Source organism: Prosthecobacter sp. GW821-HT29F12 (assembly GCF_058803405.1).
The window spans coordinates 2,691,257-2,716,248 of sequence record NZ_CM179517.1; the positions used below are offsets into that span (position 1 = coordinate 2,691,257).

At 59.5% G+C, this 24,992-nt stretch carries 21 protein-coding genes; 7 read left to right on the forward strand and 14 right to left on the reverse strand.

Annotated elements, in window-relative coordinates; translation table 11 throughout:
- Nucleotides 1-8 precede the first annotated feature (8 nt).
- A complete protein-coding gene (locus AC3RLQ_RS11145; protein WP_493037049.1) occupies nt 9-320 on the reverse strand; it encodes a YkgJ family cysteine cluster protein in 312 nt (103 codons plus the stop codon).
- An 83-nt stretch (nt 321-403) separates the two neighbouring features.
- Between AC3RLQ_RS11145 and AC3RLQ_RS11150 the strand changes: the two genes are divergently transcribed.
- The 3 genes from AC3RLQ_RS11150 to AC3RLQ_RS11160 are packed head-to-tail and all read left to right on the forward strand — an operon-like array spanning nt 404 to nt 3,068.
- Entirely contained in the window at nt 404-1,678 is a 1,275-nt protein-coding gene (locus tag AC3RLQ_RS11150; protein ID WP_493037051.1) for an MFS transporter, read from the forward strand.
- A gap of 8 nt (nt 1,679-1,686) precedes the next feature.
- Nucleotides 1,687-1,956: a MoaD/ThiS family protein gene (locus AC3RLQ_RS11155; RefSeq protein WP_493037053.1), complete on the forward strand. Its 270-nt coding sequence runs from the start codon at nt 1,687-1,689 to the stop codon at nt 1,954-1,956.
- 5 nt (nt 1,957-1,961) lie between these two features.
- Nucleotides 1,962-3,068 (forward strand): WD40/YVTN/BNR-like repeat-containing protein, encoded by a 1,107-nt coding sequence (locus AC3RLQ_RS11160; protein ID WP_493037055.1) that lies wholly within the window; start codon nt 1,962-1,964, stop codon nt 3,066-3,068.
- A 232-nt stretch (nt 3,069-3,300) separates the two neighbouring features.
- Here the strand turns inward: AC3RLQ_RS11160 and AC3RLQ_RS11165 are convergent, their stop codons facing one another.
- Genes AC3RLQ_RS11165 through AC3RLQ_RS11195 form a run of 7 tightly spaced genes read right to left on the reverse strand, consistent with a single transcriptional unit; the run spans nt 3,301 to nt 12,542 of the window.
- On the reverse strand, nt 3,301-4,335 hold the full coding sequence (locus AC3RLQ_RS11165) for a hypothetical protein (RefSeq protein WP_493037057.1): 1,035 nt from the start codon (nt 4,333-4,335) through the stop codon (nt 3,301-3,303).
- A gap of 23 nt (nt 4,336-4,358) precedes the next feature.
- The gene (fdhF, locus tag AC3RLQ_RS11170) at nt 4,359-7,130 is read right to left on the reverse strand and encodes a formate dehydrogenase subunit alpha (protein WP_493037059.1); all 2,772 of its coding nucleotides are present in this window, start codon (nt 7,128-7,130) and stop codon (nt 4,359-4,361) included.
- Between the two features lie 25 nt (nt 7,131-7,155).
- Nucleotides 7,156-8,820: an NADH-ubiquinone oxidoreductase-F iron-sulfur binding region domain-containing protein gene (locus tag AC3RLQ_RS11175; RefSeq protein ID WP_493037061.1), complete on the reverse strand. Its 1,665-nt coding sequence runs from the start codon at nt 8,818-8,820 to the stop codon at nt 7,156-7,158.
- Nucleotides 8,821-8,878: 58 nt separating this feature from the next.
- Nucleotides 8,879-11,029 carry an NfeD family protein gene (locus tag AC3RLQ_RS11180; protein ID WP_493037063.1) on the reverse strand — a complete coding sequence of 717 codons (2,151 nt, stop codon included), beginning with the start codon at nt 11,027-11,029 and terminating at the stop codon, nt 8,879-8,881.
- A 45-nt stretch (nt 11,030-11,074) separates the two neighbouring features.
- Nucleotides 11,075-11,341, reverse strand: a complete 267-nt coding sequence (locus tag AC3RLQ_RS11185) for a GlsB/YeaQ/YmgE family stress response membrane protein (RefSeq protein WP_493037065.1) — start codon at nt 11,339-11,341, stop codon at nt 11,075-11,077.
- 47 nt (nt 11,342-11,388) lie between these two features.
- The gene (locus AC3RLQ_RS11190) at nt 11,389-11,832 is read right to left on the reverse strand and encodes a rhodanese-like domain-containing protein (RefSeq protein ID WP_493037067.1); all 444 of its coding nucleotides are present in this window, start codon (nt 11,830-11,832) and stop codon (nt 11,389-11,391) included.
- 11 nt (nt 11,833-11,843) lie between these two features.
- Nucleotides 11,844-12,542, reverse strand: a complete 699-nt coding sequence (locus AC3RLQ_RS11195; RefSeq protein ID WP_493037069.1) for a DUF1573 domain-containing protein — start codon at nt 12,540-12,542, stop codon at nt 11,844-11,846.
- 78 nt (nt 12,543-12,620) lie between these two features.
- On the opposite strand from AC3RLQ_RS11195, the gene AC3RLQ_RS11200 reads away from it, so the two are divergent.
- The gene (locus AC3RLQ_RS11200; RefSeq protein WP_493037071.1) at nt 12,621-13,436 is read left to right on the forward strand and encodes a sugar phosphate isomerase/epimerase family protein; all 816 of its coding nucleotides are present in this window, start codon (nt 12,621-12,623) and stop codon (nt 13,434-13,436) included.
- Nucleotides 13,437-13,619: 183 nt separating this feature from the next.
- Here AC3RLQ_RS11200 and AC3RLQ_RS11205 read toward each other — a convergent pair whose 3' ends face one another.
- From AC3RLQ_RS11205 to AC3RLQ_RS11220, 4 genes are all read right to left on the reverse strand, one after another.
- Nucleotides 13,620-14,453, reverse strand: coding sequence for a hypothetical protein (locus AC3RLQ_RS11205; RefSeq protein WP_493037073.1), 834 nt, complete (start codon nt 14,451-14,453; stop codon nt 13,620-13,622).
- 81 nt (nt 14,454-14,534) lie between these two features.
- The gene (locus AC3RLQ_RS11210; RefSeq protein ID WP_493037075.1) at nt 14,535-15,863 is read right to left on the reverse strand and encodes a dipeptidase; all 1,329 of its coding nucleotides are present in this window, start codon (nt 15,861-15,863) and stop codon (nt 14,535-14,537) included.
- A gap of 106 nt (nt 15,864-15,969) precedes the next feature.
- A complete protein-coding gene (locus AC3RLQ_RS11215; RefSeq protein WP_493037077.1) occupies nt 15,970-16,593 on the reverse strand; it encodes a hypothetical protein in 624 nt (207 codons plus the stop codon).
- A gap of 19 nt (nt 16,594-16,612) precedes the next feature.
- Nucleotides 16,613-17,848, reverse strand: coding sequence for a nucleoside permease (locus tag AC3RLQ_RS11220; protein ID WP_493037079.1), 1,236 nt, complete (start codon nt 17,846-17,848; stop codon nt 16,613-16,615).
- A 97-nt stretch (nt 17,849-17,945) separates the two neighbouring features.
- Between AC3RLQ_RS11220 and def the strand changes: the two genes are divergently transcribed.
- Nucleotides 17,946-18,509, forward strand: coding sequence for a peptide deformylase (gene def, locus AC3RLQ_RS11225; RefSeq protein ID WP_493037081.1), 564 nt, complete (start codon nt 17,946-17,948; stop codon nt 18,507-18,509).
- 67 nt (nt 18,510-18,576) lie between these two features.
- Here the strand turns inward: def and dnaE are convergent, their stop codons facing one another.
- Nucleotides 18,577-22,827 (reverse strand): DNA polymerase III subunit alpha, encoded by a 4,251-nt coding sequence (dnaE, locus tag AC3RLQ_RS11230; RefSeq protein ID WP_493037083.1) that lies wholly within the window; start codon nt 22,825-22,827, stop codon nt 18,577-18,579.
- Nucleotides 22,828-22,833: 6 nt separating this feature from the next.
- Complete coding sequence (locus AC3RLQ_RS11235) at nt 22,834-23,286, reverse strand: LexA family protein (RefSeq protein WP_397385271.1); 453 nt, start codon at nt 23,284-23,286, stop codon at nt 22,834-22,836.
- Nucleotides 23,287-23,522: 236 nt separating this feature from the next.
- Here AC3RLQ_RS11235 and AC3RLQ_RS11240 point away from each other — a divergent pair, with 236 nt between their 5' ends.
- Entirely contained in the window at nt 23,523-24,590 is a 1,068-nt protein-coding gene (locus AC3RLQ_RS11240; protein WP_493037085.1) for a DUF3500 domain-containing protein, read from the forward strand.
- Nucleotides 24,591-24,604: 14 nt separating this feature from the next.
- Nucleotides 24,605-24,979 carry a c-type cytochrome domain-containing protein gene (locus AC3RLQ_RS11245; protein WP_493037087.1) on the forward strand — a complete coding sequence of 125 codons (375 nt, stop codon included), beginning with the start codon at nt 24,605-24,607 and terminating at the stop codon, nt 24,977-24,979.
- The last annotated feature ends 13 nt before the right edge of the window (nt 24,980-24,992 follow it).

Genomic DNA, 24,992 nt, shown 5'->3' on the forward strand with positions numbered 1-24,992 from the left:
TTCACCCCTCATGCCAATGCCCCCATCCCATGCGCAGCCCGGGCCTGCAGACACTTCTCATCCCCAATCTCCACAGTTCGGCAAGGCGTCGTTCGTTGCTCATAGATGAGACATGAAACACACGAGCCCACCTCGCCCTCCAGGTTCACACAGCGCACCGGCTTCACTTCTGTTCCTCGAAAACAAACTTGCCACGGACTCACCTGCACCAGCATGCCTTCCTCCAGACCACGCTGCACCGCCTCCTGCCAGTAGAAGGAGACGCGGTAGTGCGCACAGCACGCCCCACAGCTCTGACAGGGTGATGGTTCAAGATTCATGGCAGGAGATCCCTCCCATAACACTTTTCCTCATTTCAGCTTCGACATTTCTTCAGCCTTCAGATTGACTCATTCCCGCACTCATGTCTTCCGCGTCCCCCAAATGGTATTCCACCGTCACCCGCTACCAGTGGCTGGTGCTCCTCGTCGCTTCACTCGGCTGGGTCTTCGATGCCTTTGAAGGACAGATCTACAATCTGACGCGGGCAGACATGCTGCCAGAACTGCTGCATGTGAAAGCAGATGATCCACTCGTCAAAGTATGGGGAGAGCGCTTTCTCGGCATCTTCCTTCTCGGCGGCACCTTTGGCGGCCTGCTCTTCAGCTCGCTGGCTGACAAATGGGGACGCAATCCGGTGATGGCGCTGACGATCTTGTTCTACTCGGTGTTCTCCGGTATCACCGCCTTTGCCGGTGAGATCTGGGAAGTAGGCGCATTGCGCTTTCTGGTCGCGATGGGCGTAGGCGGCGAGTGGGCCGTGGGCGCGGCGCTGGTGGCCGAAGTCTTCCCCAAAGAAGCACGTGAGCGCGCAGGCGGCATTTTTCACGCCACCAGTGTGGCAGGCCTGTGGCTCGCCGCCGCCGCCGGCCTGTGGGTCGGCACCCAGTGGCGCACCGCCTACATGCTCGGCGTCGTCCCCGCCCTGCTGGTGCTGTGGGTACGCCTGAGCATCAAGGAGCCCGAAGCATGGAAGGAGGCGCGGCAGTCCAAGCCCAAACGCATGGGCAGTTTCAGCGAACTGCTGGGCACACCGCGCTGGCGCTCGCGTGCCATCTTTGGCGCGCTGCTCGCCATGGTCGGTCTCGCCACATTCTGGGGCGTGGTGGTCGCAGGGCAGGACATCGCCGCTGATTTTCTCAAGCGTGCAGGAGATCCCGCTTGGGCCAGCAAATCCAAGATCGCCTTTGGCTTCATTCAAACGGCAGGCGCAGGCGCAGGCATGCTGGCCTTTGGTCCTCTAAGTGCACGCTGGGGCTGCAAGAAAACCTTTGTCATCATGCACCTCGCCGCACTGGCCATGACGCCCATCGTTTGCTGGCTCCCATCCTACGTCGGCAGCTACACGCTTCTGCTCCTGCTGCTACCGGTGTTCGGTTTCTTTGCCCAAGGCATCCATGCGGGCTACGCAGCGTTTTTCCCGGCGCTGTTTCCCACCCATCTGCGCGCCACGGGTTCCGGCTTCTGTTTCAATACGGGCCGCCTGCTCGCTGCGCCCGTGCTCATCTGGCTCAGCGCCTGGATGAAATCCACGATGGACCTGCGCACCGCCATCACCTGTCTCGGCGGCTTTTTTCTCCTCGGCCTGATTTTCCTCACTTGTCTGCCGGAGACACAAGGAGAAGATTTGCCAGAGTAACACGCGCCATGCCCACGGTCCAATTCACCGCCAATCTCGCGAGTCAGACCGCAGCACCTGCAAGCAAGGTGGAAGGAATCACGGTTCGTGAGGCATTGCACGCCGTGTTCAACCGGCATCCCACGCTGCGCAGCTACGTGCTGGATGACCAAGGAGCCGTGAGACAGCATGTGGTCGTGTTTGTTGATGGCACCGCCATCACAGACCGGCAGAAGCAGGCGGATACTGTGCGGCCGGACTCGGAAATCTTTGTGATGCAGGCACTCTCAGGAGGATGAAAAACATGAGCACGAAACTCTACCTCGGCACCCGCAAAGGACTCATCGAAGCAGAACGCAGCGCCTCCGGCTGGCGCATCACCCACAATTCGTTTCTCGGCGTGCAGGTGCCCATGCTTCTGCCGGATGCACGGGATGGAACGCTCTACGCCGCAGTGGAGCACGGACATTTCGGCACCAAGTTTCATGCTTCTCACGATGCAGGAGCGAGCTGGGAGGAACGCACCTGTCCGGCCTTCCCACCCAAACCGGAGGACACGCCAGACGTGGTCAATTTCGTCAGCCAGCAGCCCATCCCATGGGACCTTAAAAAAGTCTGGGCGCTGGAAGCCGGAGCCGCACCAGGTGAACTCTGGTGCGGCACGCTGCCCGGCGGTCTGTTTCACTCACTCGATGGCGGCTCCTCATGGCATCTCGTCGAAAGCCTGTGGAATGATCCCGGACGTGCCAAATGGATGGGCGGCGGTGCGGAGTGGCCGGGAATTCACACCATCCTCGTCGATCCCCGCAACCGCCACCGCCTGCTCATCGCCGTCTCCTGCGGCGGCGTGTGGGAGTCCACCGACAACGGTTCAAGCTGGACCAACATCGGCACCGGCATTCGTGCGGAATACGTACCGCCAGAACTGGTCTATGACCCCGGCATTCAAGATCCGCACCGCATCGCCTGGAGCGCTGCGGATCCTGACACGATCTGGATGCAGCATCACAACGGCATCTTCCACTCCACGGATGGCGGCAAAAACTGGCGCGAGATCTTGAATGCCAACCCCTCCAATTTCGGCTTCGCCGTGGCCATGCATCCGCAGGATCCGCAAACCGCTTGGTTTGTTCCCGGCATCAAAGACGAATTACGCGTGGCCTGCGACGGTGCCCTCTGTGTGATGCGCACTCGCGACGGCGGCCAGACCTTTGAACCGCTGCGCCACGGCCTGCCGCAGGAGCATGCGTATCATCTGGTCTATCGCCACTGCCTCGATGTCACCGGCAATGGCCGCACCCTCGCCTTCGGCAGCACCACCGGCTCCGTCTGGATCAGCGAAAACGGCGGCGACTCATGGGACCGCCTCAGCGCGGATCTGCCTCCCGTTTATTGCGTGCGGTTTGGGTGACTCCAGATGTTACATGCTTCCATGCCACCCGGCTTTGATGCTGCGCAGCAGATCCCCGCTGATAGCTGCCGGGATTGGCTCTGTCTGCTGGCTGCTCACAATGGTCTGGGCCAAGACATGAAGATTCTCGGCAGACTCGGTCTGCTCTTAATTGCATTCCTTCCAAGGCTCGTTGTGTGAAATGGATGTGAACAGACATGCCAACCCCATGCCGCCCAGCCATCTCGCCTGTTCACTCTTGGCCCTTCGGAGCCTTCGCCTGCTCCCACTCAATCGTTCCCAGCGCCTGAATCGCCGCCAGGAAATCAGGGTCTTTCGAGTCATTGGCAAGGATGCTGATCGTGACGAGAACATCCGGCACGGGAGCGACGAAGGCCGTTGAGACGGCTTTGGATTTCCCTGCTTCAGCGGGATCGTCAGCGGGGGAAGTGTCCGTGTATTCAGCGTGGCACCCGACACCCTGCTTGAGCTTGATTTCCTGCATCTGCCCCTCCCCTTCCACCGAACCGGCTGGGACAAACCGCTGGGCCGTTTGCTGGATGTCGTTCAGGGTCTTGTAGCGTACTGAACTGTTGAAAAAGGTCATCTGCCAGCTCTTATGGGGGTCAGCGATGGAAAAAAGCGACAGTGTATGCTGCTCCCCGGTTCCGATGCCTTGGGTCACACAGTGGTTCCCGGCACGCCATGTCGAAGGCACATCAATCTGCACCCGGCCCATGCTGCCCAGATCAAACTGCTGCCCCGGCCCCTTGAACCTGGAAAAGGTGCAGTAAAAGAGAGATTCCCCCAGTTTCTTCAGCATCTGCCTGTCGTCGTTCGTCGGTGAGATGACCGACGCGTGCACATCCACCCATTTGCCCAGCAGTTCGAAGTAGCAGTTGATATGGGCCTGAGTCGATTCCTCTCCCAGGCTCTCATCCTTGGTTATAGACTCCACGCATTCGCACATGGGCGTGCTCCATTGCTTGACGCTGTCCTGCTGAATCATCGGGTTCTGGCTGGCCAGCTTCCAGAAGTGATCGCGGCAGGCTTTGCTGTCGCCGCCTTTTCTGACCGGTTCTCCCACAAAAGCTGAGACATTGAACCGTCCCGCATTGCCCCGGTAGGTCAGCCCATCGGCCTTGTACTCCTGGCTTTCCACGGCAAGCACAGGGCCCTCAAACTTAATCTGCCAGCCCTGACCCACCACGGGTACGGTCAAGATTTCGGCATGCAGGACCGCACAGCCAAACACGAAGACCAGCAGCCCTGTGATGACATGCCTCATGCTTTCAAAACTTGAGGGATTGTTCACACCACCGCAGGCGCAAAGCCATCCTTCTGCTTCTTCTTCAGCTTGCCCATGCGGACGAGCTCCACATCAGCCGCCACCACCTTGTACTCGGGGCACAGGGTGTCGCCATCGCAGCCCTGGCCGGTGACATTGTTCACCATGGCATCGGGAAAGTGGAAGGTGGTGTAAAGAATACCAGGCTTCACCTCATCGGTGACGCGGGCTTCCAGCTCCACCTCACCGCGCGCGCTGGAAAGCCGTGTGATGTCTCCCGTGCGGATGCCTTTTCGCTTCGCGTCCTCGGGATTGATGGAAAGCAGGTCCTGCGTCACGATCTCACTGTTGCCCGTGCGGCGGGTCATGGTGCCGCAATTGTAATGCTCCAAAATGCGCCCCGTCGTGAGAATGAAGGGGAACTCCTGACCGTTCGTCTTCAACTCGTTGGACTCCACCCATGGGAAGAAATGGAAGTGGCCTTTGCCACGGGTGAACTGCTCCTGATGCATGATCTGCGTGTCCACACCGCCTTCTTTCACCGGCCACTGCTTGCCGTTGATGCCCAGATTTTCCCAGGTCGCTCCTTTGAAGAAAGGCACGATTTGCGCGATCTCCGCCAACACACCATCCGGCGTGTAGTCCGCCTGAGGGAAGCCAAAACGCTGAAGGATTTCGCACATGATCTGGCCGTCGGGCTTGGTGCCTGCAAGCGGCTTCACGGCGGCGTTCACGCGCTGCATGCGACGTTCAGCATTGGTAAAGGTGCCGCTCTTTTCCAAGAAGGAGGACGCAGGTAAAATGACATCGGCATACTTCGCCGTTTCGGTCATGAAGATTTCCTGCACCACCAGGAATTCGAGGCTCTCCATCGCATGGCGCACATGATGCGCATCCGGATCAGTCTGCACCACATCCTCGCCCATGAGCCAGAGCGCCTTCAGCTTGCCTTCGACGGCAGCATCAAACATCTGCGGAATTTTCCAGCCGGGTTCGCTCGGGCTCGGCACTCCGTAGAAGTCAGCATAACGCTTCTGCACTTCCAAGTCGGCCATTTCGAAATAACCCGCGCCTTGATGCGGCTGGCAGCCCATGTCCGCAGCACCCTGCACGTTGTTCTGGCCGCGCAGCGGATTCACACCCACGCCCGGACGGCCAATATTGCCGGTCATCATCGCGAGATTTGAAATGAGCATGACCGTCTTCGCGCCCTGCTCATGCTCCGTGACCCCAAGACCATGGAAGCTCATCGCAGCTTCAGCGGAGGCGTATTCGATGGCGGCGGCGCGCACGAGTTCTAAACTCACGCCGGTGATTTTTTCCAGCGCCGGCAGGTCCAGCGCACGCAGCCCGTTCTCAAACTCATCCCAGTTTTCACAGCGCTTCTTCACGAACTCCGTCTTCACCAGACCAGCATCGAGAATGCAGCGGGCAAACATGTTCAGCAGCGCCACGTTTGTGCCGGGGCGCAGTTGCAGGTGATGCTTCGCATACGGCACCAGCTCGATCTTGCGCGGATCGATCACGATCAGCGGCGTTCCCTTCATGATGTGCTGCTTCAGGCGCGCACCCGTCACAGGGTGGCCTTCCGTCGGGTTCGCACCGATGACCATGATGCAGCGCGTATGCTCAATGTCCTCATACGAGTTCGTGGCCGCACCCGTGCCAAAGCTCTTTTGCATGCCCCAGGCTGTCGGCGAATGGCAGACGCGGGCGCAGCAGTCGATGTTGTTCGTACCCATGACGCCACGGATGAACTTCTGCATGAGGTAATTCTCCTCATTGGTGCAGCGTGCGGAAGAAATGCCCGCCACCGCCTGCCCGCCGTGATCGTTTTTGATGCGCGTCAGATTGGCGAAGATGTGATCGTAAGCTTCCTCCCAGGTCGATTCCTTGAACTGACCATCCGGCTGCTTGATCAGCGGCGTGCGCAGGCGGTCCTTGTGATTGTAGAACTTGAAAGCAAAACGGCCCTTCAGGCAGGTGTGCGCATGGTTCACTTCGGCATCCACCGGAGCCTGAATGCTCAGCACCTGATCACCCTTCGTGGCCACGTTGAGATTGCATCCCACACCGCAATAGGTGCAGATCGTGCGCGTCTTCTTCGTCGCCTCAATGGACTTGGAAAAGAACACATCACTGATCGCCGAAGTCGGGCAAGCCTGGGAACAAGCTCCGCATGAAACGCACTCTGAGTCCGCAAACGATTCATCCAGCCCCTTGATGATCTTCGCATTGAAGCCGCGGCCATGCATCGAGAGCACATGCTGCCCCTGGATTTCATCGCAGGCACGCACGCAGCGTGCGCAGTTGATGCACTTGGAAAGCTCGGACGTCATGTAGGCGTGCGAATGATCCTTCTTGCGGTCCAAATGATTTGCCCCCGCAGGATAGCGCACGCCACGGATGCCCACCTTCGCCGCCACGGTTTGCAGTTCGCAGTTGCCGCTCACCTCACAGGTCAGGCAGTCCAGCGGATGGTCCGTCAGCACCAGTTCGACAATGTTCTTGCGAAGCTTCCGCACCTTCGGCGATTCGGTAAACACATGCATGCCCGCCGTCAAAGGCGTGTGGCAGGAGGCCACCACGCGGCGTGGCCCATCAGCCTGCAGCGCCACTTCGACCGAACACACGCGGCATGCGCCATACGGCTCCAACTGCGGTGCATCACAGAGTGTCGGCACATGCCCGCGCCCGCGATGACGGTCGATGAAATTCAGCAGCGTGTCGCCTTCATTGAACTGACAGGCATCGCCATCAATGAAAGCGGTGAGAGTGGATAGATCCTTGACCATAAAAGAGGTGGTTTTGGGATGAAGACTAGGCTTTGAAATAGGGACTGAGTTCGGCGCCGAAATGCTCCAGCGCATTCTTGATGGGCAGCGGCACACCGCCGCCGAGAGCACACAAAGAAGTCTGCTCCATCGTATCGAGCAAATCAGTGATCAGCTCGCGGTCGATCTTGTAGCTGCTGTCGCTCCGCGCCTTGGCGATGAGTTCCTTGCCACGCGTGCTGCCGAGGCGGCAGGGGAAGCATTTTCCGCAGCTCTCGTCAGCGGTGAACTGGAAGAGATGCTGGATGTATTCGATCATCGGCATCGACTCCGGAATGCTGACAACGCCGGCATGGCCTTTCATGAACCCCTCATACTTAAACGACTCGAAATCCATGGTGAGTTTGCCCACGTGGCTCATCGGCACGATGCCGCCGAGTGGTCCACCAATTTGAAGAGCCTTGACCTTCGTTTTAAAGCCGCCAGCCAGGTCGATCACCGTCTGCAATGGCGTGCCCATGGCCACCTCATAAATCCCGGGGCGCACAAAGTGGGAATCCAGCGAGAGCAGCTTCGGCCCGGTGGACTTCGGTGTGCCGATTTGTGCATAGCCTTTGCCACCCAGTGTGAGGATCGCGTGGATGTTCGCCAGGGTCTCCACGTTGTTGACGATGGTCGGCTTGCGGAAAAGCCCTTCAATGGTGGGAAACGGCGGACGTGTGCGCACTTCCGGGCGCTGGCCTTCAAGGCTGGCAAGCAGCGCGGTTTCCTCCCCGCAGATGTAAGCGCCCGCACCTTTGATGGACTTCAGCATGAAGTTGAAGCCGCTGCCCAAAATGTCCTTCCCCAGCAGCCCCGCAGCACGCAGGTCTTCGATGGCTTCGTTGATGATCGTGACGGAATCCGGATACTCAGCGCGAATGTAAAGGATGCCGTTCTCCGCACCCGCAAACCAACCCGCCACCATCATGCCCAGCAGCACGCTGTGCGGCTGCTTCTCCATGAGGTATTTGTCGATGTAGGCACCCGGATCTCCTTCGTCCGCATTGCAGACGATGTATTTGTCCTTGCCTTCAGCAGCACGGCAGGAGGACCATTTGAAGTGCAGCGGGAAACCCGCACCGCCTCGGCCACGCAATCCGCTCTCCTTAAGTTCCAAGCCCAGCGCGTCACGATCACCGCCTGCGATGAGCTTTTTGAACGGCGCGTAGTACGCGTCGATGCCGGGAAACTCTGCTGTGAGCTGCGCAGGTTGAAGATGCGACACCACCGCATACCGGTCTTCCGCATCCCCCTTCCCCGTCTTCACGAGTTCGGCCAGTGCCTCATCACTCTGTCCTGAGTAATTTTTGCCCTGATACTGCAGCGCCCCGCCCTCGTGGCAGCGGCCCAGGCAGCAGATGTGCCCGATCTCTTCTTTTTTGAAATGCGTCTCCAGCGTGTGGTGCAGTTTGTCCTGCGTCCCCGCGCACAGACAGGCACTGCCGTTGCAGACGAAGACCTTCTTGCCCTCATTCTCCTTTTTCAGGAAATCATAGAACGACACCGCGCCGAGCGTGATGGCATCCCCAAAGAGATGATCCTGCCCCATCTGGTGCACCACATCATTCTTCTCAGCCGTTCCCGCCTTGTCGGCGGCATCGACCATGCGTTCAAAGACGTTTTTTTCGACACCTTTGCGGAAAGAGAGGGCACTGAGATTTTTGGACATGCGTTGGTTGGGGAAGATTAACGACCAAAACCTGCGAATGCATGCTCAAAAATTGAGATTAAACCGCTTCCACGATGATCTTTTCACCCCTCACCTCACGCACCCGGACGGCACTGCCGCTTTGCAGATAGCCCCCTTCCACCATCGCCTCGATAAGCCGTCCGCCGATGTCGATGGTTCCATAAGGGCGCAGAGCGCTCCGCGCGGTACCGCTGTCACCCACTTGAGCCCGAATGGCGTCCCGCATCGCCGGGGCATCATTCAAGGTCCCACCGGCTGAGGTTTGCAGGATCAGGGAGCGGAAGGGGCGCAGGTCCGGCAGCCAGAGACACACCAGCGTGATGATCACCGCCGCCCCCGTCACTCCGAGCGCAAAATTACGGAACCCGGTGGCATACGCAGCAAGGTTGAAGCTGTCCGCGCTGGCACCGCTCGGCGGCAGCACCTCCCAGCCGGACATCGCATACACCAGCGCCACCATCACACAGAGAAAGCCCGCGATCCCCGGCAGAATCGTCCCGGGTGCCGCCAGCAGCTCCACGCCGATCAAAACGATGCCCGCCACAAAAATAGCCGCCACGACCATCGTCTCCTTCCCGGCCAGACTCCCGGCCACGTAGTGCCCAAAGAAAAACAGCGCAAAAGCCGCGATCGAAACGAACCCCGGCAGACCAAAACCGGGCGTCTGCATTTCGAGATACCCCCCTGCGAGACCGATCAGGATCAAAATCGCCGCATAGCGCGTGACCCAAATGGCGATCATTTCAAACCCCGTGGGCTCGGCGGTGATGACTTCCCCCTTCAGGGATTCAAGCTGTTTGATCTCTTCGATCGATTTGACGATCCCCTTGGCCAGCAGCGGCTTGCCATCGATCTGCATCGTCGCCTGCGCGGAATCCAGCGTCACGATCTCCCCTTTGGGAATGATCACCTGCCCGTTGATGCTGAGCCCACGGTCCATGTCGATCATCCCTTCGATGATGCGGACATCGTGACCCTTCTCACGCACCACGGTACGGGCCATGCCCATGAAGGCGGAGTTGTTCTTCGCGCGCTCGGCCTGGGCCAGCGGTGTGCCGTCGCCTGAAACCGGCGTGGAGGCACCGATGGCGCTGGCGGGTGCCATGTAGATGGTGTTCGTCGCCATCGCGATCATGGCGCCCGCAGAGATGGCCCGGGTGTTCACAAAGGCAAAGCTGCGCGCCTTGAGATTCTGCAGGTCCTGCATCATCAGGCTGATCGTGTCCCAGGCCAGTCCTCCAGGCGTGTCGAGTTCAAAGATCACCGCCTCAGCGCCGTCATTGTTGCAGCGGGTGAGCGTGCGCTTCATGAACTCAAAGCGCGCTGGCAGGATTAGATCATCCTGCCCCACGGGAATGACGACGACCTTTCCTGCATAGCTTTGGCTGCTGGTAAAGGCAGGGGCTTCCTTGTTCTTTGGCTTGGACTCCGCCTCGGGTGCAGGCTTGGCTGCCACCGCCTTTTTAAGAGTTTGGTCATACCAGACACCGTTGAGGATGACCAGTTTTCCCTTCGGCTCGGCAGCTTGTGCCAGGGCCTCCACGTCAGAAATGATCGCGCGTGCCAGCAGCGGCTTGCCATCCACGGCCTGCACGGCGGTGTCGGCGTCCAGCAGCAGCAGTTCCCCTTTGTCCGCCAGCGTCAGGGTGCCAAGCACCAAACCCTTGTCACGATCCACAAAGGCATCGGCGATCTCCGGGCGGTGCCCCTTGAGCTTGCACAGACTGCGCCCACCGGCTTTCAACACGGCCAGCGACTCGGCCAGCAGGGTGTCCTGCGCTTTTTGCGAGAGCTCTTCGCCCGTCTTCACCTTGGGCGGAGCCGCCCCGATGCGGGAACCGGGAGCCATCCAGATCTCATCACAGGCCAGCGCCAGCAAAGCACCACCACCGATGGCCGAAGTGTTCACGTAGGCATGAGTTTTGATCTTCAAACGCGCGACCTCCTCCGCCAGAGACAGCGCAGCTTGGGCATGGCTCTGCGTGACGTTGATGTCGAGGATCAGACCCGCCGCGCCTTGTTTGATGGCTTCATCCATCCACTGCCGCAGCTCGCGCCAGCGCCGTATGTCCTCAATGTCAGAATCGGTGACCCCCACCCGGGCCATCTGGCCGGTTAGTGGCGCCGCGAAGCCTGTGGCAGAAAGCGCCGTCAGGCAGGCCAGCAGAAGAAGACGTAAGATTTGCATGCTCAAGACTACGAGGATGTCGTCCGCACCGCAACCAGCACTGCGTCAGCCTTTTTTGCCAAACAGCAGCCGCCAGACATACATCAAAATCAACGCCCCACCCACGGCCGTGGCAATGCCTTTGATGCTGAATTCCCCCACGACGCCCCAGTGGAAAAGGCTCCCCACCTTGCCGCCGATGATGCTGCCAATGATTCCCAGCAGCACCGTGGTGATGGGGTTCATGCCCTGCCTGCCGGGCATGATGAGTTTCGCAAGTATGCCAGCGACCAGTCCGAGCGCCGACCAGATAAGAAGTCCTTGGAGTGACATAAGGCCGCCATTTTACGGAACTCCGCCCCATACCGTCAATTCCATTCCTACTCCTTCTTTGCAACCTGCTGCCATGCATTCCAGCCGCCTTTCAGCACAAAAGCGTTCTCAATCGGCAGTGTCTGCTTGAGTCGTTCGAGAACCTTGCGGCTGGCGTCGCACTTCGCTGCATTGCAGTAGACAATGATGGGCTTCGTGTTGGTCTGCAGCGTGTCCAGCAAACCAAAGAGCTGCTCTTCAAAATGCTGCTCATTCAGCAGCACCGCACCCGGAATATGCCCGGCGTCATACTGCTCCTGAATGCGGGCGTCGATCCACAGCACCTTGCCCTGCCAGCGCTCTTGAATGACCTGCATGGAGACCTCGTCATTTCGCAGCGGCTCCTCCACCAGATACAGCGCCGGCGCACGGGGATGCCACTCACGGGTGGCCCAGGCCGCCGTGGCAGCGAGTAGGATGAGGATCGTGGCCTGACGAAGCATGGAAAACATAGAGCGTCAGATCAGGGCTTGGTCTCTGCCGTGGCGGCAGCAGGCTGCGCCTCCGGTTTCCGGGTGATCGTGAAAAAGGCGAGCTGGTAGCGGTATTTGGCGATGGTGCTGTTGGTCTCGATCTTGAGCGCCCCCATTGTGACCTCCTCCGTGCTTTTAGGCTTCACCGTAATTAGATACTCCCGCCCTTCCTTGATCTCCTTCCAGTCGAATTCCACATTTTCACGGGTCGATGTGATCTTGATGATCTTCATCGGCTCATCGCCCACGAATTTGACCTGGCAGGCCTTGGTCGCCGGAGTATCACCAAGCAACCACTGGAGATTCTTGGGCTTGATATCCACAACCGCCGGCACATCTAGGATGAAGTTGATCTGCCAGTCAGGCTGCTTCGGGTCGTCGGTATTGACCGTGACAAATTTCTCATGCCTTCCCACAAACGTGGAAACCTTGAATGACGCGTGTCCCGTGCCGACTTCACCCGGCTTGTACTCAGCCTTGTCGAGTTCAGCGCTCAGGCAGCTGCAGGCGCTCTCAAGCCCCAGGATTTTGACCGTCTTGTCGCCCTTGTTGCGGAACTTGAAGGTCGTCTCCACTTCCTCGTCCTCCGGCTTCGGCTTCAGTTCGATCGCAGGCACGTCGAGAGACAGCTCCGCATGCACCGAAGCGGCGAACGCGAACACAAGAAAGGCAAGGCGGCTGACTGACATGAGGAAATATAGCACATCCCGCCCCCCTGAATGCAAGGCATCTTGACGCGCCCGGGCAGCCGCGCACCCTGCCCGCCTATGCGATTCGCGATTTGCAACGAGACCTACCAGAACTGGACCTTTGAAAAAATGTGTGAGGACGCCGCAGCGGCGGGGTATCACGCCATCGAACTGGCCCCCTTCACCCTGAAGGAAGACCCCCGCGAACTGACCGTGGAGGAGGCCCTCACCCTCTGCGCCAAGGCCAAATCCTTCGGTCTGGAAATCCTCGGCCTGCACTGGCTCCTGACAAAGCCCACCTGGTTTCACATCACCACGCCCGACGCACTCCAGCGCAAAGAAACCGCCAAGTTTGGCCGGCACCTCGCTCAATTCTGCGGTGCCACCGGTGGCCGCATCATGGTCTGGGGCAGTCCCAAGGCCCGCAACATCCTGCCGGAATGGAACTATGAAGACGCCTTCAAACGCGCCGCCGACTGCGTGCGTGAGGTGGCTGAGGAATGCGGTAAATACGGCGTGGTCATCGCCATGGAGCCCCTCGGCCGCAAGGAAACCAACTTCCTCAACACCGCCGAAGAGACCATCCGCCTCTGCAAGCTCGTGGACCATCCCTCCTGCAAGCTCCACCTCGATGTGAAGGCCATGAGCGATGAAACGAAGCCCATCCCCGACATCATTCGCGACAGCAAGGAGTGGACCGTCCACTTCCACACCAACGACCCCAATCTCCGCGGCCCTGGCCAGGGCGAAGTAAAATACGAACCCATCATCGCCGCCCTGCGCGAAACCAACTACGACGGCTACCTCTCCGTCGAAGTCTTCGATTACACCCCCGATGCCCCCACCATCGCACGCCAGAGCATCCAATACCTGAAGCAGGTGATGGGTCTCTAAAAATTACGATGGGCACTCTTGCAAATGATGCAGGCACTCCTGCCTGCAATGCGAGCGTGCCATGACCACTCGTTGCCGGCAAGAGTGCCCGCATCACATTCCCGCTCAGCTTGATCCCCACAAAAAAACGGGATGGCCTTTCGGCCATCCCGCAGTGTGATTGATTGAAATCAGAACCCGCTACTAGGCTGGATCCTTCGGTTTGTCAGGAGCCGGGGCGGGAGCAGGAGCAGGCCCCTTCGGCGCATCGCCTTCGACGGGTGGACGACGGAAGCCGCCTTGACCTTCTCCAGGAGGGCCGCCAGCACCACCAGGGCCGCCGCCTTCACCAGGACGATTCATGCCAGGACCACCCTGACCACCGCGGAACATCTCGCGCATTCTTTCCATGGCCTTGAGATACTCCTCTTCGGACACGCTGCCGTTGCCATCTGCATCCATGCGCTTGAAGTTTTCCTTGGGATCACCAAACATGCCGCGTCCACGACCACCTTCTCCACCCGGGCGCATGCCCTGGCCTTGAGGCTGGCCGCCCGGAGATCCTCCGGGGGGGCCACCTTCGCCACCAGGCGGACGACGGAAGCCGCCCACCTCACCGCCGGGAGGACCGCCTTCGGGACGGCGCATCCCGCCCTGACCTCCTTGGCCACCCCCACGCTGCGCCATCTTGCCAGCCTCTTCCTTGTCAATGAATCCATCTCCATTGGCATCCATCTGGCCAAAACGCTCATCGCTCATCTTCCGGCTCATGGCAGCAAATTCGTCTTTGTTCACCTTGCCATCGGCATCGGTGTCCATGCGCTTGATGAGCTCTGCGGCACGCGCGGCAGGATCACCACCACCAGAAGGGCCTCCTTGGGGGCCACCAGGAGGCGGGCCACCCTGAGGTCCGCCAGGAGGAGGTGCCCCGGGCGGGCCACCATCTGGCGGCGGTCCTTTGGGTGTGTCTTGAGCGGTGGAGAGGCAGGTCAGGCTCAAGATGCTGAACCCGTAGAGAAGTGTTTTTTTGAGTTTCATGTCGTGCGTGTGTTTGGTTAGTTAAGCACGACGGCTCAAACAGACCCCCGCTGGATTGGTTGCAAAGTTTGCAGAAAAAAATCAAGCCAGCTCCGTCAGCAGCGCCTGATTCAAGCGCACACCCGCCACGAAATTCTCGATGGGAAAATTCTCATTCGGCGCATGCGCCTGGCAGTCCGGCAGCGCCAGTCCCAGCAGCAGTGTGTCCGCATTCAGCACGTCTTTAAACGCCTGCACAATGGGAATGCTTCCCCCTTCACGGATGAGCGCGGTCTTGTCACCAAACACCTGTTTCAAGGCACGTTGCGCAGCAGTGCCGAGCGCCGAATGCGGATCCATCAGATACGGCATGCCCGTATGGCCGGGCGTGATCTCCAGTCGCACGCCCTTGGGCAGATGCGCCCGCAGATGTTCAGCGGCACGTTTCAGCACGAGATCAGGATGCTGGTCCGGCACCAGACGGAAAGACAGCTTCACAAAAGCTTCACGACCGATCACCGTCTTCGATCCTTCCCCCTGATAACCACCACCAATGCCGTTCACCTCCGCCGTAGGTCTTGCCCAGCGTCGCTCGCGCTCAGTGTAGCCCGGTTCACCAAACAACGCGGGTGATCCCGTCAACTCCAGCATCTCCGCATCACCATCTCCCAGCTCCGCCCAGGCCTTGCGCTCCCAGTCGGCGATGGGACGCACGCCATCATAGAAGCCGTCAATCATCACGCGACCTTCCGCATCGTGCAGCGTTGCCGTCAGTCGTGCGATGGCCGTCACCGGATTCGCGATGGCTCCGCCAAAAATGCCGCTGTGCAGGTCAATTGCCGGACCATGAATCTTCGCCTCCATGCACGCGATCCCACGCAGCCCATACGTGAAAGTCCCGACACCTGGAGCCACCATGCCCGTGTCAGAAATCGCCACCACATCACACTTCAGCATCTCCCGATGCTGCTCCAAAAACGGCTTCAAATTCGGACTGCCAATTTCTTCTTCCCCCTCAAACAGCAGCGTCAGGTTCACCGGCACATCCGCGTGTTTCTCCAGCGTTTCCGCCAGTCCTTGCATGTGCGCCATGAGCTGCCCTTTGTTGTCCGTGGCTCCGCGGCAAAAAATGCGCCCATCCCGAATCGTCGGCTCAAACGCCGGTGACTTCCACTCCCCCAGCGGCTCCGCTGGCTGCACATCATAGTGCGCATACAGCAGCACCGTGCGACGTCCGGCGATGTGCTTGTTCTTCGCCACCAGCACCGGATGTCCCGGCGTCTCGTGCAGATCGCCCGTCAGCCCCATTTCACGCACCTTGCTCAGCAGCCATTCAGCACACGCACGCACATCCGCACGCCGCGTGGAGTCGGTGGAAACAGAAGGAAATCGCAGGCAGGTGAGGAGATTGTCGAGGCCGGGTGGGTTCATAAGAAGGAATGAGGAATGAATAGCGAGACTCCAACGATGAAAGCGACATGGAGTTCGCGGTCAACGGTCAAGCACGATCAAGAGTCGTGCCTTGCCCCCCCTGCCCTCACTTCAACTTCTTCACCTCAATCTCATCCACGCTCCCCTTGCCACCATAGAGGTTCAGCAGCAGCCCGGCTTTCTCACCTTGGGTCAGCTCCGTCTTAAGCTCCAAAACCACCTGGTCATTCACCTGCACGGTGATCTTGTCTCCCTTCGACTCAAACGCCACCCGCCGCCATTCGGTGGATTCAATGCGCGTGTTCGCTGACTTCAGCACTTTCTGATTTTCCACATCACGCACCACCACTGCCCCCTTCGGAGTGACGGCCACATTAATCTTCCGCTGCGCCCCAGGTCGATCTCCCGGAGCATAGAAACCGAAGGCAATCCAGCTGCAGGCCCAGGGCTTCACCAGCAGTTGCACTGAGACATCCTGCACCGGTGCCTCAAACGCCCGCCAGATCACCGCCCCTTTGCCCGCCGCCTGATCCATGAGCAGCGCACCGTCGGAGATCTCAAATTTCGCCGCCTCTGCCCCTTTGGCATACACCCACTTTTCGTCCAGCTTCTCAGCCTTGAAGTCATCCGCGAAGATGACATCCCCCTTCAAACGCATCGCCTTCGGTTTCTTGTCCGCCCCATGCACCACGGTGGCCAGAGCGAAACAGAGCAGCACGATGCGTTTCATAAGGACTTCAACAGGGGGATCAATGTTTCACCTCGCCCTCAGGCCCATACGTCGGCGGCTTGAAGAACAGCGCCAGCAGCACGATACCTGCCAGCGCCATGCCCGTCGGCACCAGGAAGAGCTTGTGGTAGTCCACCACGCCATCCGTGGTGTAGCTGGCCACGAGTTGCGGGAAGATCTTGCTCGCCACCACCATGCCGATGCCGAGGATCAGCAGGTTGAACAAACCCTGCGCACTGGAGCGGATGTCCTTCGGAAACACCGCGTCCACAAAGATATACACTGTCACAAAGAAGAAAGCGTAGCAGATGCCGTGCAGCACCTGCACCGCGATGATGAGCCACTGGTTTTCCGGCGTGCCGAAGAAGGCAAAGATGCTGAAGCGCGCCGCGTGACCGATGATCCCGATGATCAGCGTCGTCTTCCAGCCGAGTTTCTTGAGCACCGTTCCTAGGATCAGCATCGTCACGATCTCCGCCACCTGTCCGATGCTGCTGACCACCATGCTCATGTTCGCCGAGATACCCACCTTTTGCAGAAAGCCGTCGATCACCACGAAGTAGCCGTTGTGGATCGTCGAGTCGATGAAGGTGACAATGAAGAGCACCAGCACAAAGGGATTGCCCAGCAGCTTCAGCGCCTTCAGCCATGCCACTTTATCCATGCCCTCCACATCCTTGCGCGGCGGCGTGTGCGGCAGCGTCAGACTGAACACGGCCAGCACGAGCGAGATGATGCCAGCCACGATAAACACCCACTTCGTCTCAGACGCGCCCGCCTTTTCACTGAGCAGGAAAATGAACGGCCAGCTCACCACGATCCAGCCAATCGTACCACCCATGCGCACGAAACCAAAATCCTTCGCCGGGTCTTTGAGATTGGCAAAAGCCAGAGAGTTCGTCACCGAAATCGTCGGCACATACAGCAGGCAATAGGTGATGAAGCAGGCGAAGAAGGGCCAGAAGGAAGTCTGAAACGCCGTCGCGATCAGCGCCAGACCGCCGATCACGTGGCTGAAGGCCAGAAAGCGCTCGGCCGAGAAGTTGCGGTCCGCGAACTGGTTGCTGAAAAAGATCCCCACGATCGACGCGATGCCAAACGCGCTGCCCACCAGCCACTGCTGATCAGGATTAAACCCCAGCATCGTCATATAAGAGAAGATTTTGATCTGCCACGCCCCCCAGATCGCGATCTCGAGGATCATCATAAGGAACAGTTTGATCTTGATGGATGATTGCGCTGCGGTGTCAGTCATAGGGAGGCCGCGAGGCTAGGGAGACCGCCACATCTTGGCAAGGACAAAACCACTCCCGGCTTGAGCCGGTGAAAACCCGGTGATATTAAAGAAGGATATGGTCCGCAAAATCGTCCGCTATCCTGAACCCGTGCTCCGTGCCAAATGCCGCCCCGTGACTGAAGTCACGCCCGATATCCGCGCCCTGGCCGCCGACATGCTGGAAACGATGCGCGAAGCCAACGGCGTCGGCCTCGCCGCCCCGCAGGTCGCCGTGGATGTGCAGCTCGCCGTCATCGACGTCTCTCACAACCCCGACTGCATCACCTTCATGAAGATCAACGGCGAGAAAGTGGAAATGCCCCAGCATATGCCCATCGTGCTCATGAATCCCCAGCTCGAACTCGGCAGCGCCAAGGAGATCAGCGAAGAAGGCTGCCTCAGCTTCCCCCGCCTCCGCGGCGACATCCGCCGCTCCAGCCAGATCAAAGTCAGCTACACCGACCTCGACGGCAAAACCGTCACCGTGGAAACCGACGGCCTGCTCGCCCGCGCCTTCCAGCATGAGATCGACCACCTCAACGGCATCCTCTTCATCGACCGCCTCAACGCCGTCGCCAAAGTCAGCATCAAGCGCAAGCTCGCCCGCCTGATGCAGGAGTGGGAAGAGGACGACGAATAACGGAGAATGGGCATCCTGCGTCAGGATCAAACCCACCCGATGCGATTGGATTGCACTGTAGCCCATTTCAGCGCACCCTCGCCTTTTCCACCCGCCGCACCTCCAGCGTAAACCCCTGCCCGCTCTCAAACGGCTTCACCTCCGCCGTGACCTGCACTACGGGATAGCGTGCGGTATTAAGCCCATAGGCACGGTAGGCGGCGGCGAAAATCTCACACTCGACGATGCCGGTGCGGTCGCAGATCGAGATAAACTTCATCGGCTGCCCGTTCATCTGCACATGCGAGCGCGTGACAACAATGAGCCCGCAGACCGTGACCCGCTGATTCGGGTAGCGGTGCAGTTCCGCGATGGGGCAATACGTACGCCAGTCCACCTCAGGAAAGCGATCGAGCGGATGGCCGCTGACCGTGTAGCCAAACAGCTCGGCTTCATCATGAAGCTTCTGCAGCAGTGTCGGCTCCTCGCGACAGGTCGCCCGCAAAACCGCCGGCTCACTGTTTCGAAACAACCAGTCCGCACCGGCGGTGCTGTCGCTGGCCGCGTGCAGGCAATGCCAGAACTGCGCCGTACGCGTGTCCCCCAGCCGGTCGAAAGCTCCGGCGCGGATGAGATTTAAGATCTCGGTGCCCGCAGGACGCACCCGCTGGCAAAAATCCCTCACATTCAAAAAGGGAGAACGCCCCAGCTCACTGCGCCAGCGCTCCAGCATGGCCTCGCCGACCTCTTTGATGCAGCGCAGCGGCACGCGGATGGCTTTACCCATGGAAGGCGCAGGCGTGCCGTGCTCGGCACGCACAGACTCAACCCCAAACGCCTCGCTCAGCACATTCACACACGGCGAAAGGAATCCAATGCCAAGCCGCCGGCATTCCAGGGTGTACACCAGCGCAGAGTAGAATCCTTTCCCGTTCGTCAGCACGGCCGCCATGAACTCGGCAGTGTGATAATATTTGGCGTAGGCCCCCTGATAGGCCTCCACCGCATAGGCGGTGCTATGCGCACGGCAAAACGCATACCCTTCAAACCTCTCTAGAAGCTCCCAGACCTTGAGAATCGTCCCCTCCTCACGTCCCAGTGCCCGCGCCGCAGCGATGAATTCCCCCCCAATCTCTGCAATCTTGGCCGCGTCCTGCTTCACCAGCGCACGGCGCAGCACGTCCGCCCGGCCCGGGGCCAGCCCCGCGAAGGCCTCGCAGATTTGCAAAACGTGCTCCTCATAGGCGATCACGCCAAAAGTGGATCTCAGCACCGGGGCCAGGCTCTCGTGGAGGTAGTCCACCTTTTCCAGCCCCTGCGCCCGTCGCGCAAATTGTGCTTTTTTGAGGCCATTGGCCGCACCAGGGCGGATCACGGACACGATGGCCACCAGTCGGTCGATGTCCCGCACATCGGCCATGCAGGAAAGTCCGATCATGGCGGGACTCTCGATATGATGCACTCCACGCGCATTGCCGCTGGCGATCATCTGCCAAATGCCCGGATCACTCCACGGCTCCACTTCCACCTCCCGGGGCGGGGACTCCGTGCTGCCCGCCGCTCCGACTTCCAACGCCAAAAGATCCAAAGCCTGATCCTGGGATCGGAGTGTGATCTGGGTGTCCCGCAAGACGGCAAGTCCGCCCTGCGCCAAAATATCCAGCTTGATCAAGCCCACCGCTTCCACCGCATCCATGTCAAAATGCGTCGTCGGCCACCCCTTGCCGCTGATGAAGGTGGGCGTCTGGTCGCGGATCGGGTCCCGAGACAACACCACGCCACAGGGATGCATTTTGGCATATCGGGGTAGTCCATCCATCATTCCGGCCATGAGCAATGCGGTGCGCATTGGCTCCTCCTGCCACGCGGAAAGATCACACTCACGCGAAAGCGCCACCGCGTCCGCCGCATGCCGCGCATCGGTCCAAGGCATGTGCTCAGTCAGCCGCCGGATCTCGTTTTCAGCCACCCCCAATACCTTGGCCACATCCCCAAATGCGGAGCGCGCCTGGAAAGTATTGAACCCGCCCACGATCGCCGCATGCTCGGGTCCGTAACGATTCAATAGTAACTTTACCACATCGTCTTTACGATCATGCGCAAAGTCGATGTCAATATCCGGCAGCTTCTGTAACGCCATGCGATCACGATTCAGGAAACGTTTGAAATAAAGATCGAAACGAATCGGACAAACGTTACTAACGCCTAAAGCGTAACACACCAAGGAGTCCGCCGCACTGCCCCGGGTGATCCAACCGATGCCAAGTTGTTCACACTCTTGCAGCAGTTGCCAGACCATGAGGAAGTACTCCTCGTACCCCACCTCCGCGATGATCGAAAGCTCTTCCATCAACTGCGCTTCATGCTGCCGCGACCGCTTTCCATACCGCCGCCTCAGTCCCTCATGCGCCAGCCGGTGCAGCATCGCCGCCGGTGTGGCCCCATCCGCTGGTAGATAACGAGGAAATCGTAACGTTTTGAAGTCGAATTCAAATTCACATTCTGCGTGAATAGTATTGATAATCTTCATCTCACCAGCTGAAATAACACTCGTTAACACGCCATAATCGTAAAAAGAAAAATCCCCCTTTCTTTTGCCCGAATGTGCTTCGTGCAAAAGCGTCAGCGTCTTCATGCTTTGCAGGATATCGAAAAACACCAGGTCTTTTTTGTCCCGATAACGTATCGACTTAAACGTTACATAATCAGCAGCTGTAGGGACAACAATCAAACCCTCCGCATGATCATGCATTTGCTCAACAGTAACGCATCTAGCGTCACCAAATGACAGCAGTCGACAGAGGTTCTGATAGCCTCGCTGGTTCTTCACATAGGCCAGCAGCGGCTTCTGGCCACAGCGCAATTCCGCCCCAATGATGGGCTTGATGCCCTTCGCCTTGGCTGCCTGGAAAAAAGGCACCGCAGCATGCAGGTTCGGATCGGTGATCGCCATGGCAGACATCCCCCTCTCGACTGCGGCATCGATCATCGCCGGAATGGTGAGCGTGGAATCGAGGAAGCTGTAGCAGCTTTTCACATTCAAAGCAGGCAGCCCATTGTGTAACGATTTATTCGTTATTATTTTCACACCTACCCCGGGCCGCTCTTTCAATGTTCGACTCGACACTTCGGGAATGAGGTCAACGATAGACTGTGGCTTGGGCAGCCTCTGCCGGGGAGTATGCCGGTGCTTTGACAGCCACAGGTCATGCCCCCGCATGATGCTGCGGTTTTCATGCCGCAGAGCATCCACCACTCCCGCGATTTTATGTAACTGTTCCCGCGTAATGTCAGACTGTTCCAGCGGCAGCAGCGCATGTCCTCCCGTCTCATACACTTTGGTAAAGCGCAGCCCCACCAACCGCACACTCACACGCCGCTCCCAGGCGCGCTTCAGCAGGCTGGTAATCAGCGGATAGACATCATGCTCCAGGTCCGTCGGCTCATCGAGACTCGTCGAGCGCATCACCTCATCCATATCATTGTAACGAAGCCGAAGTAACACTGTCCGGATACTTTTCCCGTCCTGTCGCACCCGCCGCATCAGCGTGTCCGCCATGGCTCGCAGACGTGCGATGATGAAAGCCTCATCCGTGGTGTCTTGGCTGAAGGTGTCTTGCTCGCCGTAGCTCTTCGCCTCCGGGGCATCGCAGACCACGGGGCGGGTGTCGAGCCCCATGGCATACTCATGCAGCACCGGCGCCCCCTGCCCCACCAGCAGGGACAGCTCGTCCACCGGCGTTCGGGCAATGTGCTCGATCTGGCGGAGCCCGGCGGTGTTCAGCGTGGCGGCCAGCTGCGGCCCCACCGTCGGCAGCCACCGATTCTCCAGCGGCCACAGGAACCCCTGCTCACTTCCCTGCTCCACCTCGATGAAGCAATGCGGCTTGCGCAGCTTGCTGGCGATCTGGGACACCAGCTTGTTCGCCCCCACCCCCACCGAAACCGACAGCTTCAGGCTCTGGGCGATGGCCTTCTGAATCGTCGCCGCCGCCTCCCCCGCCCGCATGCGCTTGGCACCGTAGAGATCCAGGTAGCACTCATCGATCGACGCCTGCTCCACCAGCGGCGAGAAGTCATAGGCATACGAAAACATCAGCCGCGAGAAGCGCTCGTATTTCTCAAAATCGCAGGGCAGCACGATCAGGCTGGGGCACAGCTTTCGCGCCCTCGCCGTCGGCATGGGGGTGTAGATGCCGAGCTTGCGCGCCTCATAGCTGGCCGAGGCGATGATGCCCCGCCGCTCACCACCCACCGCCACCGGTCGCCCGCGCAGTTTCACATCCGCCGCCTGCTCCACCGAGGCGAAAAACGCATCCGCATCAAAGTGAAGAATCATGGCACATCACCTTTCCGACAACCGCAGCAGCGCGATCTGCACCCCCTGGATCACCAGTTCCCGCGCCGGAATGAGGTCCGGGTATTTCGGATTTGAGGCCCGGAGGTAGGGCACGCCCCCCTGAATAACGAAGCGCTTCAGCGTCGTCTCCCCGTCGATCAGCGCCGCCACGATGTCCCCATGCTTCGCCTCCCGAAACTCCATGATGACAATGTCCCCCTCCAAAATGGCCGCGTTGCGCATGGAATCCCCCCTCACCTTCAGCGCAAAAGTCCGCGCATTCTTCGGCAGCCGCAACGTCGTGGGGTCGATGTCGATGCACCCGTCCACCCGCCCGTCCTGAATCTCCGGCCTGCCCGCGATGATGCTGCCCAAGAACGGCACCTGATGCCGGATCCAGGAACGGCCTTCGGACAGCCAAAGGAGATTCAAAGCGCGAGTTTGGCAGGGGTTGATCATGCCCACCTAATACTGTTCTTTGGAACAGTATCAACTGCAAGCTATCAAACCCTCTGAATTCTAGCCCTTTACGAACCTCGTGCGTGTTCGGCAAGTTCTCCGGACGCATCTGGAAAATCGGTCCTTCGCGCGGCCGTTCACTCTTTGCGCGGTTCCAGCGCCCCCCTGAGAAGCAAACGATCTTCCTCCCCGCCACCAGCAAGATGCCCAAAGCCCCGGCTGTATAAGTCCCCGCCATGAATTCCAACCCAACTCCGTCCTCTTCTGATTTGAATCAACCGGTCTGCCCAGAGTGCGCCGAGCACGCCGCCCCTTCACCGCATCGTGGACGTCGTGACTTCATCCGCGTGCTTTCCGGCAGTGCCCTTGGAGTCATGGGCGCCTCCTCACTGAGTTCGGGCATAGCCGCTCCGGCAGACACTCCGCGTACCGCCAAGCCCGCCGAAGAACTCATCCGCGAACTTTTCGCCACCCTGACCGTCGAGCAGAAAACGGCCATGGTGCGCCCCTGGGACCATGGTGCAGAAGCAGGCGGCATCCCCACACGCCTCAAGACCCACAACGCCGCGCCCTTGGGCAAGAAACTGAGCGAACAGTTCACCACTCCGCAGCAGGACCTCATCAAGCAAACCTTCAAATCCATCCTCTCAGGCGACGAGGCCTACGACCGCATCAGCCGCCATGGCAAGTGGGACAGCAGCGGCTCCTTTGAAGGCAACGGCATCGCCATCTTCGGCGATCCCTCCGGCAAAGATCCCTTCTCCTGGGTCTTCGCCGGCCATCACCTCACCCTCCGCTGCGATGGCAATTCCCAGCCCAACACCGCCTTCGGCGGCCCGATGTACTACGGCCACTCCGCCAACGGCCACAGCGACATGAACGTTTACAACGACCAGACCAAGGAAGTCATGAGCGTCTTTGACATGCTCAACGAGCCCCAGCGCAAGCAGGCCGTCATCGTCGGCTCCCCAGGAGACGGCGTCGGCGCGCTCAAACCCAAGCTGGTCGAAAAACCCGCCACCGGCGTCGGCTACGGCGATCTCGATGAATCTCAGCGCACTCTCATCGCCACAGTGATGCGCAAGCTCCTCAACCCCTTCCGCCAGGAAGACGGCGATGAAGTGATGCAGCTCATCAAGACCAACGGCGGCATGGAAAAACTGCGCCTCGCCTTCTACAAGGACAACGCGGAAAAAGGCAACGACCGCTGGGACGCCTGGCGCATCGAAGGCCCCGGCTTCGTCTGGAACTACCGCGTCCTCCCCCACGTCCACTGCTTCGTGAACGTCGTCGGCCAGGCCTGAGCACCTTGCAGGTGATGCGGGCACCCTTCTTAATTCTCTTCAGCGGGCTGCTACTCGGCAGCCTCGCTGGAGTGAACGCCCGCGCCGAAGACAAATCGCAAACCGCACCCGATTTCCAAAAAGACGTGCTGCCCGTCTTCGAAGAGAAATGCATCCGCTGCCACGGCGCGAAACGCCGCGATGGCAAGCTGGACATGCGCACCCTCGAAGCTCTGCTCGAAGGCGGCGTGACCGGTCCCGCCATCAAACCCGGCAACGCCAAAAAGAGCCTCCTCATCGAGCTGATCCACTACAAGGAGATGCCGCCCAAAAAGAAGGGCCCCTTCATCACTCCCACCGAACTCGAAATGCTGCGCCTCTGGATCAACACCATGCCGGACAAGAGTTGATCCATGTCCGATC

Excerpts from the sequence above, each read along its gene's own strand:
- AC3RLQ_RS11145 (WP_493037049.1), bottom strand. The coding sequence starts at position 320 with ATGAATCTTGAACCATCACCCTGTCAGAGCTGTGGGGCGTGCTGTGCG.
- AC3RLQ_RS11150 (WP_493037051.1), top strand. The coding sequence starts at position 404 with ATGTCTTCCGCGTCCCCCAAATGGTATTCCACCGTCACCCGCTACCAG.
- AC3RLQ_RS11155 (WP_493037053.1), top strand. The coding sequence starts at position 1,687 with ATGCCCACGGTCCAATTCACCGCCAATCTCGCGAGTCAGACCGCAGCA.
- AC3RLQ_RS11160 (WP_493037055.1), top strand. The coding sequence starts at position 1,962 with ATGAGCACGAAACTCTACCTCGGCACCCGCAAAGGACTCATCGAAGCA.
- AC3RLQ_RS11165 (WP_493037057.1), bottom strand. The coding sequence starts at position 4,335 with ATGAGGCATGTCATCACAGGGCTGCTGGTCTTCGTGTTTGGCTGTGCG.
- fdhF (WP_493037059.1), bottom strand. The coding sequence starts at position 7,130 with ATGGTCAAGGATCTATCCACTCTCACCGCTTTCATTGATGGCGATGCC.
- AC3RLQ_RS11175 (WP_493037061.1), bottom strand. The coding sequence starts at position 8,820 with ATGTCCAAAAATCTCAGTGCCCTCTCTTTCCGCAAAGGTGTCGAAAAA.
- AC3RLQ_RS11180 (WP_493037063.1), bottom strand. The coding sequence starts at position 11,029 with ATGCAAATCTTACGTCTTCTTCTGCTGGCCTGCCTGACGGCGCTTTCT.
- AC3RLQ_RS11185 (WP_493037065.1), bottom strand. The coding sequence starts at position 11,341 with ATGTCACTCCAAGGACTTCTTATCTGGTCGGCGCTCGGACTGGTCGCT.
- AC3RLQ_RS11190 (WP_493037067.1), bottom strand. The coding sequence starts at position 11,832 with ATGTTTTCCATGCTTCGTCAGGCCACGATCCTCATCCTACTCGCTGCC.
- AC3RLQ_RS11195 (WP_493037069.1), bottom strand. The coding sequence starts at position 12,542 with ATGTCAGTCAGCCGCCTTGCCTTTCTTGTGTTCGCGTTCGCCGCTTCG.
- AC3RLQ_RS11200 (WP_493037071.1), top strand. The coding sequence starts at position 12,621 with ATGCGATTCGCGATTTGCAACGAGACCTACCAGAACTGGACCTTTGAA.
- AC3RLQ_RS11205 (WP_493037073.1), bottom strand. The coding sequence starts at position 14,453 with ATGAAACTCAAAAAAACACTTCTCTACGGGTTCAGCATCTTGAGCCTG.
- AC3RLQ_RS11210 (WP_493037075.1), bottom strand. The coding sequence starts at position 15,863 with ATGAACCCACCCGGCCTCGACAATCTCCTCACCTGCCTGCGATTTCCT.
- AC3RLQ_RS11215 (WP_493037077.1), bottom strand. The coding sequence starts at position 16,593 with ATGAAACGCATCGTGCTGCTCTGTTTCGCTCTGGCCACCGTGGTGCAT.
- AC3RLQ_RS11220 (WP_493037079.1), bottom strand. The coding sequence starts at position 17,848 with ATGACTGACACCGCAGCGCAATCATCCATCAAGATCAAACTGTTCCTT.
- def (WP_493037081.1), top strand. The coding sequence starts at position 17,946 with ATGGTCCGCAAAATCGTCCGCTATCCTGAACCCGTGCTCCGTGCCAAA.
- dnaE (WP_493037083.1), bottom strand. The coding sequence starts at position 22,827 with ATGATTCTTCACTTTGATGCGGATGCGTTTTTCGCCTCGGTGGAGCAG.
- AC3RLQ_RS11235 (WP_397385271.1), bottom strand. The coding sequence starts at position 23,286 with ATGATCAACCCCTGCCAAACTCGCGCTTTGAATCTCCTTTGGCTGTCC.
- AC3RLQ_RS11240 (WP_493037085.1), top strand. The coding sequence starts at position 23,523 with ATGAATTCCAACCCAACTCCGTCCTCTTCTGATTTGAATCAACCGGTC.
- AC3RLQ_RS11245 (WP_493037087.1), top strand. The coding sequence starts at position 24,605 with ATGCGGGCACCCTTCTTAATTCTCTTCAGCGGGCTGCTACTCGGCAGC.